General features: G+C 39.6%; 13 protein-coding genes. 3 read left to right on the top strand and 10 right to left on the bottom strand.

The window, feature by feature from the left end:
- Positions 1 to 13: 13 nt before the first annotated feature.
- The 3 genes from LEP1GSC199_RS04345 to LEP1GSC199_RS04335 are packed head-to-tail and all read right to left on the bottom strand — an operon-like array spanning position 14 to position 3,191.
- Complete coding sequence (locus LEP1GSC199_RS04345) at positions 14 to 775, bottom strand: ABC transporter permease (protein WP_002978512.1); 762 nt, start codon at positions 773 to 775, stop codon at positions 14 to 16.
- A complete protein-coding gene (locus LEP1GSC199_RS04340; RefSeq protein ID WP_002978145.1) occupies positions 772 to 1,698 on the bottom strand; it encodes an ABC transporter ATP-binding protein in 927 nt (308 codons plus the stop codon). The genes LEP1GSC199_RS04345 and LEP1GSC199_RS04340 overlap by 4 nt, the downstream gene beginning before the upstream one ends.
- Positions 1,695 to 3,191: an ABC-F family ATP-binding cassette domain-containing protein gene (locus LEP1GSC199_RS04335; protein ID WP_002978207.1), complete on the bottom strand. Its 1,497-nt coding sequence runs from the start codon at positions 3,189 to 3,191 to the stop codon at positions 1,695 to 1,697. Before LEP1GSC199_RS04335 ends, LEP1GSC199_RS04340 begins: the two co-directional genes overlap by 4 nt.
- A gap of 191 nt (positions 3,192 to 3,382) precedes the next feature.
- On the opposite strand from LEP1GSC199_RS04335, the gene LEP1GSC199_RS04325 reads away from it, so the two are divergent.
- A complete protein-coding gene (locus LEP1GSC199_RS04325) occupies positions 3,383 to 4,123 on the top strand; it encodes an adhesin OmpL37 family surface protein (protein WP_002978240.1) in 741 nt (246 codons plus the stop codon).
- A gap of 17 nt (positions 4,124 to 4,140) precedes the next feature.
- Here LEP1GSC199_RS04325 and purT read toward each other — a convergent pair whose 3' ends face one another.
- From purT to LEP1GSC199_RS04295, 6 genes are all read right to left on the bottom strand, one after another.
- Positions 4,141 to 5,316 (bottom strand): formate-dependent phosphoribosylglycinamide formyltransferase, encoded by a 1,176-nt coding sequence (purT, locus tag LEP1GSC199_RS04320; protein WP_002978506.1) that lies wholly within the window; start codon positions 5,314 to 5,316, stop codon positions 4,141 to 4,143.
- Positions 5,317 to 5,391: 75 nt separating this feature from the next.
- A complete protein-coding gene (locus LEP1GSC199_RS04315; RefSeq protein WP_039926076.1) occupies positions 5,392 to 5,862 on the bottom strand; it encodes an ankyrin repeat domain-containing protein in 471 nt (156 codons plus the stop codon).
- Positions 5,859 to 6,686, bottom strand: coding sequence for an AraC family transcriptional regulator (locus LEP1GSC199_RS04310; RefSeq protein ID WP_002978157.1), 828 nt, complete (start codon positions 6,684 to 6,686; stop codon positions 5,859 to 5,861). Before LEP1GSC199_RS04310 ends, LEP1GSC199_RS04315 begins: the two co-directional genes overlap by 4 nt.
- Before the next feature lie 27 nt (positions 6,687 to 6,713).
- Positions 6,714 to 8,918 (bottom strand): heavy metal translocating P-type ATPase, encoded by a 2,205-nt coding sequence (locus LEP1GSC199_RS04305; RefSeq protein ID WP_002978333.1) that lies wholly within the window; start codon positions 8,916 to 8,918, stop codon positions 6,714 to 6,716.
- Complete coding sequence (locus tag LEP1GSC199_RS04300; protein WP_002978369.1) at positions 8,902 to 9,105, bottom strand: heavy-metal-associated domain-containing protein; 204 nt, start codon at positions 9,103 to 9,105, stop codon at positions 8,902 to 8,904. The genes LEP1GSC199_RS04305 and LEP1GSC199_RS04300 overlap by 17 nt, the downstream gene beginning before the upstream one ends.
- Complete coding sequence (locus LEP1GSC199_RS04295; RefSeq protein ID WP_002978110.1) at positions 9,098 to 9,532, bottom strand: hypothetical protein; 435 nt, start codon at positions 9,530 to 9,532, stop codon at positions 9,098 to 9,100. The genes LEP1GSC199_RS04300 and LEP1GSC199_RS04295 overlap by 8 nt, the downstream gene beginning before the upstream one ends.
- Before the next feature lie 109 nt (positions 9,533 to 9,641).
- On the opposite strand from LEP1GSC199_RS04295, the gene cueR reads away from it, so the two are divergent.
- Positions 9,642 to 10,031, top strand: coding sequence for a Cu(I)-responsive transcriptional regulator (gene cueR, locus LEP1GSC199_RS04290; protein ID WP_002978356.1), 390 nt, complete (start codon positions 9,642 to 9,644; stop codon positions 10,029 to 10,031).
- 6 nt (positions 10,032 to 10,037) lie between these two features.
- Here the strand turns inward: cueR and LEP1GSC199_RS04285 are convergent, their stop codons facing one another.
- Positions 10,038 to 11,150 (bottom strand): hypothetical protein, encoded by a 1,113-nt coding sequence (locus LEP1GSC199_RS04285; protein WP_002978116.1) that lies wholly within the window; start codon positions 11,148 to 11,150, stop codon positions 10,038 to 10,040.
- 47 nt (positions 11,151 to 11,197) lie between these two features.
- Here LEP1GSC199_RS04285 and LEP1GSC199_RS04280 point away from each other — a divergent pair, with 47 nt between their 5' ends.
- Positions 11,198 to 12,604, top strand: a complete 1,407-nt coding sequence (locus tag LEP1GSC199_RS04280) for an LA_3751/LA_3752 family putative glycosyltransferase (RefSeq protein WP_002978339.1) — start codon at positions 11,198 to 11,200, stop codon at positions 12,602 to 12,604.
- The last annotated feature ends 33 nt before the right edge of the window (positions 12,605 to 12,637 follow it).

Below are 12,637 nucleotides of genomic sequence, written 5' to 3'. Positions count from 1 at the left end.
TTAAATTACATCCTTAGTTTTTGATTTTATATCCTGTGCGAAAGATAAGCCAGGTTACCGTCAAACAAAAAGTCAAAAACACAAGGATCATTGTAATACTCACAGAGAGTGCTACGTCAGCCCTTTCAAAAAAACTATAACGAAAACCACTGACCAAATACAAGACCGGGTTAAACATACTCAATTTTTGCCAGAAGGGAGGTAACATTTGGATAGAATAAAAACTTCCTCCCAAAAATACCAGTGGTGTGATGACAAGCATAGGAATCATTTGAAGTTTTTCAAAACTATCTGCCCAAATCCCAATCACAAATCCAAACAAACTAAAACTAATACAGGTTAATACGAGAAAAAAAGCCATGAGGATGGGATGGTCAATCCGAATGGGAACAAAAAATGATGCGGTAATGAGCATTAGTATTCCGAGCATAAGAGACTTAGTGGCAGCAGCTCCCACATACCCAATCACCACTTCCCACATCGTCACTGGTGCCGATAGAATTTCATAAATGGTTCCACTAAACTTAGGGAAGTAGATTCCAAAGGAAGCATTGGAGATACTCTCAGTCAAAAGTGACAACATCACAAGACCCGGAACAATAAAACTTCCATAATGGATTCCATCGATTTCCTGGATCCTTGAACCAATGGCCGATCCAAATACAATAAAATACAAAGAAGTGGAAAGAACTGGTGAGGCAATACTTTGTAATAGGGTGCGAAAGGTCCTTGCCATTTCAAATTGATAGATGGACTTAATTGCGTAAAAATTCATACAGCCTCCTGTAACAACTGAACAAAAATTTCTTCAAGAGAACTTTGTTTTGTACTCAAATCACTAAATTGGATTTTGAGTTTTTTCAAATCATCCAGAAGTTTGGTAATCAAACTACTGTCATCCGAACGGTCATACGTAAACACAATCGCAGAATTCTGATCGACTAGTTCCAATTCATACTTCGATAGGGACTTTGGAATTAGTTTTAGTGTTTTTTTAAGTTCAATACGAAGTTGTTTGGTTCCGAGTTGTTTCATGAGCCGGTCTTTATTTTCTGTAAGGAAAATTTCTCCCTTTCTGATCACAGAGATTCTATCGGCAATGGATTCCGCCTCTTCGATGTAGTGAGTGGTGAGGATAATGGTAACGCCGTTTTTTCTGAGCGATTCTACAATTTTCCACATATCCTTACGTAATTCTACATCCACACCAGCACTTGGCTCATCTAAAAACAAAATACTTGGTTCGTGCGACAATGCTTTGGCGATTAAAACGCGACGTTTCATCCCCCCTGACAAAGTCATAATTTTTTGGTCTTTTTTGTCCCAAAGGGAAAGAGATTTTAAAACTTCTTCAATGTACTTTGGATTGGCGGGTTTGCCATACAAGCCCCTAGTAAAGGAAACACTGGCCCAAACGGTTTCAAAGGCATGGACACTGAGTTCTTGTGGAACAAGGCCAATGAAGGATCTGGTTTTTTTGAAATCTTTGATGATATCAAATCCACCAACATTCACCTCACCGGCGCTTGGTGATACAATTCCACAGATCAAATTGATGAGTGTGGTTTTCCCTGCTCCATTTGGGCCAAGGAGAGCGTGAATTTCGCCCTCTTTTACTTCCCAATTGATATTCTTTAGTGCTTGGAATCCGTTGTCATACAACTTGGAAACTTGTTTTAGAGTGAGGATAGATTTCAAACGGTTTCATCCTTCCAGCCAATGTCTGTGAGGAAGTCGTCATAACCCCCGTCATAAACAAAAACTCGGTCATCATCGAATACTATTAGTTTTGTGGCTACAGCACGCAAGTGCATTTCGTTGTGTGTGACCATAATGACAGAACCATCAAAGTTATCGATGGCCTCAATCAGTGAGTCACAGGACTGCATATCCAAGTGGTTTGTCGGCTCATCCAAATACAACAAGTGGCAAGGAGTCACCAAAATTTTACCAAGTAAAACCCGACTCTTTTCTCCCCCAGAGAGAACCTTGATTTTTTTTAAGGCAAGGTCTTCGGAGAACATTAACCCACCGGCAATGGCACGAGCTTTTCCTTCAGAACAGTTTTGGTCAGCAGTCATGATTTCTTGTACGACCGTATTACTTTCGTTCATGTTCAGTTTGTTAGTTTGGCCAAAATACCCTTCCTTTAAAAGCTGATGTTTTTTGACATCACCCTTAACTGGACTAAGCTCTCCCGCAATTAACTTAAGCAAGGTGGACTTTCCTTTTCCGTTTTTCCCGATGATACAAATTCGATCTTCCGGACCGACACTAATAGAAAAGTTTTCAAATAGAAAAGGCACCGATCCATTATAAGAAAATGATACTTCATCGACACTTAACATCTGACTTGCATTGAAGGGAGCACTGTTAAAATAAAGTTCCATATCTTCAATATTCTCGAGTGCCTTCATTTCTCCTTGTTTCTCTAATCTTTTGACACGAGACTGGGCGCGACTGGCAAAACTTGCTTTGGCTTTGAACTTGGCGATAAAGATCTCTTCTTGTTTGCGTTTTTTGGCTTCGTTTAATCTCGTTTTTTCGTAGATCTCTTCTGCTTGGTTGATCTGTGTGTATAACTTTTCCGTATCCCCTTGCACCTTGATGGCCTTGGTTCTATGAATGGCAACTGTGTGTGTCACAACACTGTCCATAAAACTTCTATCATGAGTGATGAGAATAATTTCCCCTTCCCACTCGCGCAAAAATTCCTCTAACCAACGTATGGTGACAATATCCAAATAGTTGTTTGGTTCATCTAATATGAGCATGTCCGGAGCCGAGACCAGGAGTTTGGCTAAGTTCATCCGGATTTGGTATCCACCAGAAAACTCTTCGGGGCTACGTTCCATGTCTTTTTCTGAAAATCCAAGACCAAATAAAATTCGTTCTACTTTCCAGGTTTCGTATTCGTCCCCTTCGGGAAGGCCGAGGGCACATTCTTCCAAAACTGTAGGTTTGGTAAAAACCAAATGTTGTTCCAAATGTCCAATCCGGTATCCCTTGGGGATGGTGATGTTTCCTGAGTCAGGTTCCGTTTTTCCTAAAATGATTTGGACCATGGTGGATTTTCCATGTCCATTGCGCCCCACAAGACCCACACGTTCGCCACGGTTCACGCTGAATTGTAAATCATCGAATAAGACGTTGCCGTTGAATTGTTTATTTAAACCAGATACTTTAATCATATAATTTCCGAAGGTTTTCCCTTTTTCGTATAAAACCAGGATCGAAAAAGAACCGGATACGACGAGTAGAATCGGAAAGAAATTGGGTCAGTTCCCCGAAGAAACTTAAGATCCGGCGGACATAATGAGAGGGAAACCCACGAGTCAGATTATGAACTTTTTTTAACTGCCCTTTGGGCCGAAACTGTACTGTGCGAACTTTTCTTTTTCGTCTCACTAGTTTCCTATGCCTCAGTTTTGGCAGTGGAAGTTATGCCAATGGCAACTTACAGGTGGCATTCGGTGCGGAGGAAAATTATCTTTTGGTGCGTTCGCTTGATTCCAGTGTCATCCACTTAGGCAGTCCGGAAGAAAAGGCCGAGTATAAAGAAATCATTGATGAGTATTTGCGTTTTAAAAGCCTCCACATCCAAGGCAAATATGCTGATGCCTATTTGGCGGTACGATCCACTCAATACAAACTCATCCAACTCTATGACAAAATTCTAACTAAAAATTTAAACCTCGTGCGTTCCGAATTAATTTTACTCGGCGGGAAATCACGCGATAAAGAAAAAACACAAACAAGGGCTTTTTTACGTCTCGCACTTAGAGATATTAGTGAAGCCGAACAGAAGTTAGTGATGGCAAGGAACACCCGCCCTCTTCTTTACCTATTAAAACTTCGAGAAATGTTATTTGCCTTAAAGATTTTAAAACATGCAGGGAAATTTGTGATTTTTTTGAACCTTCTGCATGATGGCAGATTTATGGAATCTATTGAGGATTCAGATTTTGATTCTATAGAGTCAGAGCTCATTCGTGGGTTTGGAAAAGGGACAAACAAACTACTCGCACTTCATTATGATAATTCCTTTCTCCCCTTTGGCGAAGAAAGTATCTACGAATCCATGATGACCAATTTTAAGTCCCCCGAAATCAAAAAAGACTAAACGGTCATAATCGAATTTTATTTATTTAGTTTGATACAATCCCGAGCCCTGTTTGCTTTTTCTTTCGCTTCTTCGATCGTTTTTCCTATTGCTAAACTAACACCCACTCGCCTTTTCCCATCAATTTCTGGTTTCCCAAAGATTCGAATGTCCACTCCTCTTAATTTTAGTGCATCCTCAAGACCCGTATAGACTGGTGCCTTGGTGTTTCCTTCTAGAAGGATAGCGGAGCTGGCTGCGGGAGTGTTAAAAATGAGTTCTGGAATGGGTAGGCCGAGAAGAGCTCTGGCGTGTAGGGAAAATTCAGAAATATTTTGAGAGATGAGTGTCACAAGACCTGTGTCATGCGGTCTTGGGGATACTTCACTGAAGTACACTTCGTCCCCTTTAACAAAGAGTTCTACCCCAAAAATCCCCATTCCTCCGAGGCCAGTGGTTACTGTTTCGGCAATTTTTTCTGCAGCTAGGAGTGCTTTTTCCGACATGGGTTGAGGCATCCAAGACTCCACATAATCCCCGTTCACCTGCCTATGCCCAATGGGAGGCAAAAAGGTAGTCCCACCTATATGTCGTATGGTGAGAAGAGTGATTTCAAAATCGAAGGATATAAATTCTTCGATGATCATTTTTCCTTTACCAGTCCTTCCTCCTGTTTGTCCATACTCCCAGGCTTTCAAAATATCGGACTCGGTGCGCACAAGGCTTTGTCCTTTTCCAGAAGAGCTCATGATGGGTTTGACCACACAAGGAAATCCAATCTCTCGAACTGCTTTTTGAAAGGCATCTTCGGTATCAGCGAAAAGATACTTGGAAGTTTTTAATCCAAGTTCTTTCGAAGCAAAGTTACGAATCCCTTCGCGGTTCATGGTTAGGTTCACAGCTTTCGCAGAAGGAATGATCCGAAAACCTTCCATCTCCAAGCGGACTAACGTTTCTGTATGGATGGCTTCAATTTCAGGGACTACAAAATTAGGTTTTAACTCTCGTATGGTGGCTTCTAGTTCCAGTGGATCAAGCATATTGATGACTCGTGATTCCTGTGCTACAAGCATGGCCGGTGCGTTTGGATAACGGTCCACTGCAATGACATGAACACCTAGACGGTTTGCTTCGATGGTTACTTCTTTGCCAAGTTCTCCTGATCCGAGGAGTAAAAGTTTTGTAGCAGTAGGGGTAAAGGGTGTTCCGATCATAATCACAAAGATTGGGAACTAGGCCATTCAGACAAACAGATTATGGCCACCCTACTAAGAAATCAGATATGGGAGTTACATTAGGTAACGTTTGCCCAGTTTGTCCCTTTGGTAGATATTGGCACCCATTCGAATGAGAAGATCAGAAATTTCACCAAGACCATCAAAACTATTGGCAATATGAAGGGCAGTAACCCCACTTGGGTCGGAAACATTGGGATCGGCGGCAGAGTTAAGTAATACTTCAACGGCTTCCCCATTCCCTGTCTCTGTTGCTTTGTGTATGGGATACAAACCCATGTTATCTGGTTGATTAGGATCCAAACCAAGAGATAATAATTTTTTTAAATAATAAATATCGGAAACTTCCGTGACTGCAAGTCCAAGAAGTAAGGGAGATTCTGATACCAAAATTTCTTTTAGATCTGGATCGGATAATAACAAATCAAACGATTCTTTATCTTCTCTCGTGATAGCGGAACACAATGTGCGTAACCTGAGATTAAACTTTGTTTTACCAACGAAATCAATTATGTTTTGTATCATGTTTCCATCCTATCAGTATCTGACGAATCATGATTGTAAAAATGGGACATTTTTTCATATTCTCGGAACCATTCGTTGGGAATAGATCCAGAAATTCGTTTGAAATCGTGATTGAAATGGGACTGGTCAGAATAATTGAATTCCTGGGCCAAATCGGTAAACCTTAGGTCTGGATTATTTTTTCTGTAATGTTCTGGATTTCGGACCATTTCCAGTAACCTGTGCACTGTTCGGTATTCAGAAGGAACCATACCCACAATTTCTTTGAACTTACGATCCAATTGTTTTCTAGAAATTCCCATTTTTTTGCAAAGACTTCCAATGGAGGTGGCAGCTCGTGTTAGCTCCAAAAGAGCAAACCGAATGTAGGTGGGAATTTCTCCCGGTTCTCCGGGATATTGTTTTAGAAAGTTGGCTAGAAATTCAGAAATCCCATCTTCAGATAAAAAATTAGAACTTGAATTTCCTTCTAACAAAAAATTGTTTTTGATTTCAGGAAACTGATTTTGTAATTCATCCCCTCGATTGGAAAATAAAGAATACATTCCCCCTACATAAAACCTGATCGCAAATAAAGAGATTTCGGATTCAGATAAAATCCTCCACCTTCTTGTCTGTGGCCCGACAAGATGAAACTTCGGTAATCGGATCAGTTCCCTGTTTTCGGTTTCTACTAGTGGTGGGTTTTCCAAATGAAACACCATCTCACACTCGTAAGATGGCAGAATCCATGGGAGTTCGCGGACATTCACTCCCTTCCAAATCCAGAATTCTTTTACCGAAGATTCTAAATGGGAGGGAGGTTTTAAAAAAGAGATATCCAAAAATTTACCATCTCTTATATTTTCGTTTTATTTCCAACGACTCATACGAAGGGCATTAAAAACAACCGACAGAGAGCTGAATGCCATAGCAGCTCCACTCACCCAAGGAGCAAGTAAACCCGATGCAGCAATCGGAATTCCGAGTAAATTGTAACCAAGAGCCCAACCAAAGTTTTGCCGAATATTGATGACAGTGTCTTTACCAATATGAATGAGATCCACAATTCTTTGAATGTCTCCATTAACAAGGACCACATCCGCAGTGTTAATCGCAACATCAGAACCCGTTCCCATAGCAATTCCCACATCAGCCGATGCAAGGGCCGGTGCATCATTGATTCCATCTCCTACCATAGCGGAATGCACTTTGTTCGTTTTCAGAGTGGTAATGATTTTTGCTTTCTCTTCAGGCAGGAGTCCTGAAAACACAGCAGAAATCCCAACTAACCGAGCAATTTTTTCGGCCGATGTCTGATTATCACCTGTTAGGAGGACAGGTTCTACTCCAATAGATTTTAATTCTAAAATGGCAGCCTTTGCCTCTTTACGCAACCTGTCTTCAATGCGAAAAACCACCATCCCTTCCCTTATTCCGCGAATCCCAACAAAAACCAAACTGGATCCATCCTCTGTCCAAGGCCTAATTGATTCTTTTATAGAATTAGGAATTAAAAACCCATTCTCTTCCACAAACGCCTGTTTACCGGCAACGAGAACCAACCCATTTTGTTCGGATTGGATGCCACCTCCCGGATAAGTTTTAGTCGAAACCATTTCGGAACTAATTTGATAGAGGTTATTTTCTTTTCCATAACCAACGATGGCCTTGGCCAGCGGGTGGTCGGATGTTTCTTCCATCCTCACAATCGATCGTAAAACAAGGTCCAAACTGGTAGAATCTAATCCAAAATGGGTGGTCTCAGTTACTTTTGGTTTTCCTTCCGTGAGTGTTCCCGTTTTATCAAAAGCAATCCAATTGATTTTAGAAACAGATTCCAATGCTTCGGCACTGCGAAAAAGCACTCCCCTTTTGGCCGCACGCCCTGTCCCCACAAGTAAAGAGATGGGTGTGGCAAGGCCGAGAGCACAAGGACATGCAATCACGAGAATAGCAATACTTGTTTCGATGGCCGTTGTAACCACCCCCGGTGTGATCACGAAGTACCAAACCAAAAAATCAATGATACTGATACCTACGACAACGGGGACAAAATACGCGGAGATTTGGTCAGCAATCCTTTGGATGGGAGCTTTTGTGCCAAGTGATTCTTCCACAGAACGAATGATATGCGAAAGTGTGGTATCATTTCCAACTTTCATTGCTTTTACTACCAAAGACCCACTTCCATTCACTGTTCCACCGAGAATTTTATCGCCCACATTCTTTTCTACAGGCATACTTTCACCAGTTAACATGGATTCATCGGCAAAACTTTCTCCTTCCGATACAATTCCATCCATAGGAAACCGTTCACCCGCCTTGACTAAAACCAGGTCACCTAGTTTCAAATATTCATTGGGGACTTCCGTCCAAACTCCATCGGATTGAACCGTAGCTGTTTCTGGACGAAGTTTAAGAAGAGCATTGATTCCATCGCTACTTTTCCCTTTGGCATAATGTTCGATCCACTTACCGCCAAGGATAAAGGTGATGAGGACAGCTGAGGTTTCAAAATAGAGATCCTTTCCGAACACACTGTACCCGTAGGCTGCACTTGTTCCAATAACAACAAGAACATCCATATTGGCTGATCCATTTCGTAATGCACGATAGGCTGACTGATAAAAGGGAAATCCAATCAGAAACTGCACAGGAAAGGCAATTGCCATTTGCACAAACCGGTCCATTAGGAAATGCGGCATTGGCATAAAACTAAGGAAACTAAAATGAGTAACCATAGCATAAAACAATGGTAAGGAGAAAAATACCGACAAGAGAAAACGGATCTTTAGATTCCGGATTTGGTCCTTTTGTTTTTTTTCCGTTTCCGATTGTTGATTTGCATCATGGACAATTGCTGAATAACCAAGGGACTCCACCTTTTCTAAGAGGGAAGTCAGCGTTACAGAATCGACACTGCGTAAAAAAACAGATTCACGTGCAAAATTGACTCGAACATCCGATACTCCATCCATTTTAGAAAGGCCCTTCTCAATTCGAAGGGCACAATTGGCACAGGTCATACCAAAAAGATCTAATGTTCGTTCGGTGGTATTATTTGACGTTTCCAAGGGAATATCCATCCTCACTCAAACGTGACCGAAGACTATTTAGCTCCGCATCCGTTAGAGATTCTTTCACAGTTACTATATTTTCTTCTATGTTAGCAGTTGCTTCTTTACCGATTTCAGCGAAAACTTTTTCTACCGTTTTTTTGCAATGCCCGCAAGTCATTCCTTCTACTTCATAATTAACCATGATGATGCTCCTTCTTTTGTTCTTTCGATTCTGTTAACGGAAGTTTGTATTTTACATCCGCACCTTTTTGGAAATTCCATTCCGGAGAAAGAATGAGTTCACCTTCCTCCACCGAACTTCCCTTAGGAATTTCACAATAAAAATGATCTGGGTGACCCGAACATTTCAAAGTAAATTCCTTACCTTTCGAAACTACCTTACCATGCAACTTTGAATTTTTGGAAGTCGGATTTTCAAAATTAATATCGAGTAGATAAACCTTAAATCCTAAGTTTTGGAAAGGAAGCACCTCCGTATGAAAAGCTCCCGGCATCCGGATCATACCGCCGTGAGGACCTGGTTTGTGTTCCCCGTGCGCGGCCATCTGCTGCGAACTCAAAAACATTGCAAAAATTGCAAGTTTTAGTAAATTTTTGATTGGTTTCATGGTAACTCCTTTGTTAACATAAATCCAGTCTAAACCTTCCAATCGTTGGAAGGTCAATAGCCGATTTGATTTTTTTATCGTTTTTTTTAATTTTTTTTGGAGGATTCAAATGAATATTGGAGAACTTTCTAAAGAATCGGGAGTCACCACAAAACTCATTCGCCATTATGAAGGGATTGGTTTGATCCCCGAGGCCGGCAGAACCGAAAACGGATACAGATCTTACAGTTCCGATGACATTCATTATTTACGGTTTATCAAAAGATCCAGAGAACTTGGGTTCCCACTCGAAGATATTAAAAGTTTACTTGGGCTTTGGAAAAATAAATCACGGAGTAGCAAACAAGTAAAACTACTTGCGGAAAAACATTTGAATGAATTGGATTTAAAACTCAAACAATTAAAAGATATGTCGGATACATTGAAAAATCTCGTCAAACATTGTCATGGTGATCATAGACCCGACTGCCCGATTTTAAAAAAATTAGAACAAAGCTAAATGGGATCAATTTATCCGAAGTTTCTGTTTTAGAATATTTGCAATCAAACGAGTAGCAGTTTCATTCAAATGAATGTCTTCCTTTTGCAATAGATCGGACCTGTATCTCATATATTCCCTCAAATCAATAAAAGGAATATTTTTCTCTCGAGAAATTGCTTTTAAGTCGGTAATAAAATCAGAATCCGAATGAATCCAATTTGAATTCATCACAAAACCGATCTCTTCGTAAATTTGAAATCTGGTTGGATCATATTCCACATCCAAAGGGATATAAACCATCACCAATTCTTTTTTATCTGCCAGAACTTTGTTATGTAACTGTCGTAAAATTCTGATCCACCGATTAAAATTGGTTTTGGCATAGGTTTTAGTATCCAAAGATCCACTGAAATAATCAGGACTTAAGGTGTATAAAGTTCTTAAAGTAATAAACTCTTCTTTCGTTGTATTTGAACTTTTCTGTTTTTTAATTTCTAATTTGGATACCCTTTCCAGTTCCAACTCCATTCGTTTCTGGATGGTTTGAAAATATTTCGATTTTAAATAAAGCCGAGTTTGTTCAGGAAATAAAAACGATAAAACCTGAAGATACCAAGTTTGTTTTTTCACATAATGTAAATAGTCTGGGGTATCCCCTGTTTCATAAATATCGTTTCCATAGATAAACAGATAAACTCGATCAAAGGAAATATTGGATTTTATGGTTTCATATAAGGAAAATTCATTTTCCAGAGTAAAACCAGGAATACCAGCATTGGTCCACTGACATTCTGTTTCTCGATTGAGTATTTCGGAAAAAGTATCCCTCCAAAAAATTCCTGAACCGAAGGTTTGCGAATCACCTAACGAAAGGTATTTGCACTTGGCCTCAGGTTTGAAACTTCCCTCACGGATACCCCATTCTCCAATCTTTCCCATCTCCCTTTCGCCCAGCCGAAAAAAAGGAATCTCTCTATTTTCGGGAAAGTGGTAATGACCATATTTAGAATCAAAACACAAACTAATAAAATCAAAAAAACGAAAAGAAATGATGGGAAGGACAAACAAACAAAATACAAAAAGTCCGGTAAGCAGTTTCTTAGGCAGTAAGATAGATGAGAAGGGAACTTTTTTCATTGCCGAACGTAGGAATCTCGAAACCATGTACCTGTTTTTGATTCGAAATGATACAATCCAAAAAAGCAATTGGTTTCTTCTTTAGTTTAGCATTTTTGGCATTCCTATCTTTTTATTTTTCTGCGAGAGGGCTCCTTCCTTTTACCGATTTTGCTCTAATAGAATGGCAAATGAAATTAGCAGGTCAAACTATTTTCTATTTACCCTACCTCCACCAAATACAGGATCCAAGTTTTTCTTTTTTTCCTTTGCCAGACCTCTTTTTCCAACTAACCAATGGAAAGGCGCATTCTACATTTCCCAATTTCTATCCTTTTTTATTTTCTCCCTTGCTGAAATTTTTTGGAACTGTTAGCATCACGGTGGCCCAGTTGATTCTATTTTCTGGTGCGATTTATATTTTCCATCAAATCAAAAAAGATGTGGTTTCCACAGTACTATTGTTATTTGGTTCAAGCCTTCCCATTTATATATTTTTAATCCATGAAACTATTTTGATTTTTTTCTTAGAAATTTTGGTTCTATTTTTATTTTCTAGAAACCGAGTTACAATTGCTGGAATCCTATCTGCCCTTATGATTTGGATCCGTCCAGAAATGAGTATGGTAATGGTCTTAGTTCCATTTTGTTTTTCAAACCACTCGCGGATTCTTCGTTTTGGTATTTCCATTCTTTTTGTTCTGAGTATTTTTGTTTTGGGAAATCTATATACTACAGGTTCTTTTTTCCCCCTCCGGATGGCCAAAAATTCCGATTTTCAATTCCGCCTAGAGACTATCTTTTACTTAACAAAAATCTGGATCGGACAAGTTCCCATTTTCCTCTTATCGTGTTTTTTCTTTCTAAGATCTTCTGTTTCCAAACAAATCTCTTTTCCACTGATCCTACTTCTTTTAGTAACTGTTGTTACTATATCCCTGGCCCCCAACACAGGTGGACACAATACACCTCGTTATTTATATGGTTTCGTTCCCCTCTATATTCTGATTTTGAGAAAAGATAGTGAGATGATTCCCGTTCTTTCTTACCGGTGGATGTTTGCCTTAACCTTAATCTCTCTTTATACAATTTGGAATCTGAATGGTCAGATGAAAGAACTAAAAAAAATATCTAAATTCCAGGCGAATACCTTAAACGAAATACGCAAGTTAGACGATTCTATGCTTTTATTCAATAATTCTGATTTTTCTTTTGTTGCCTTGCCTTTACTCCAAGAAAACAAAGATCTACTACTCTTAAGAAAAGACTACGATCAGCAAGATTTGGCAGAGTTACTGCAAAAAGAAAATATAAAATCATTTACGTTTTTAGAACTACCACCATCTCCCTTTACATTGCCTGAGAATCTGATAATCCCTAATTGTCCACACAAATGTAGTTTTCGAAAAACAAAAACTCTCTCCTTACCAAATACACTACTCCCAATCACCCAAACGCAATACCTAAGAAAATAAAGAAGAAGAAAGATATTTCCCAATCTATTTTCT

It is taken from the genome of Leptospira vanthielii serovar Holland str. Waz Holland = ATCC 700522, assembly GCF_000332455.1.
GTDB classification, from domain to species: domain Bacteria; phylum Spirochaetota; class Leptospiria; order Leptospirales; family Leptospiraceae; genus Leptospira_A; species Leptospira_A vanthielii.
This window is presented reverse-complemented; position numbering and strand designations above follow the sequence as displayed.

Bases quoted from the DNA above. Each gene is read 5' to 3' on its own strand.
- LEP1GSC199_RS04335 (WP_002978207.1), bottom strand. From the start codon at position 3,191: ATGATTAAAGTATCTGGTTTAAATAAACAATTCAACGGCAACGTCTTA.
- cueR (WP_002978356.1), top strand. From the start codon at position 9,642: ATGAATATTGGAGAACTTTCTAAAGAATCGGGAGTCACCACAAAACTC.
- LEP1GSC199_RS04345 (WP_002978512.1), bottom strand. From the start codon at position 775: ATGAATTTTTACGCAATTAAGTCCATCTATCAATTTGAAATGGCAAGG.
- LEP1GSC199_RS04315 (WP_039926076.1), bottom strand. From the start codon at position 5,862: ATGATACAAAACATAATTGATTTCGTTGGTAAAACAAAGTTTAATCTC.
- purT (WP_002978506.1), bottom strand. From the start codon at position 5,316: ATGATCGGAACACCCTTTACCCCTACTGCTACAAAACTTTTACTCCTC.
- LEP1GSC199_RS04300 (WP_002978369.1), bottom strand. From the start codon at position 9,105: ATGGTTAATTATGAAGTAGAAGGAATGACTTGCGGGCATTGCAAAAAA.
- LEP1GSC199_RS04295 (WP_002978110.1), bottom strand. From the start codon at position 9,532: ATGAAACCAATCAAAAATTTACTAAAACTTGCAATTTTTGCAATGTTT.
- LEP1GSC199_RS04280 (WP_002978339.1), top strand. From the start codon at position 11,198: ATGATACAATCCAAAAAAGCAATTGGTTTCTTCTTTAGTTTAGCATTT.
- LEP1GSC199_RS04285 (WP_002978116.1), bottom strand. From the start codon at position 11,150: ATGAAAAAAGTTCCCTTCTCATCTATCTTACTGCCTAAGAAACTGCTT.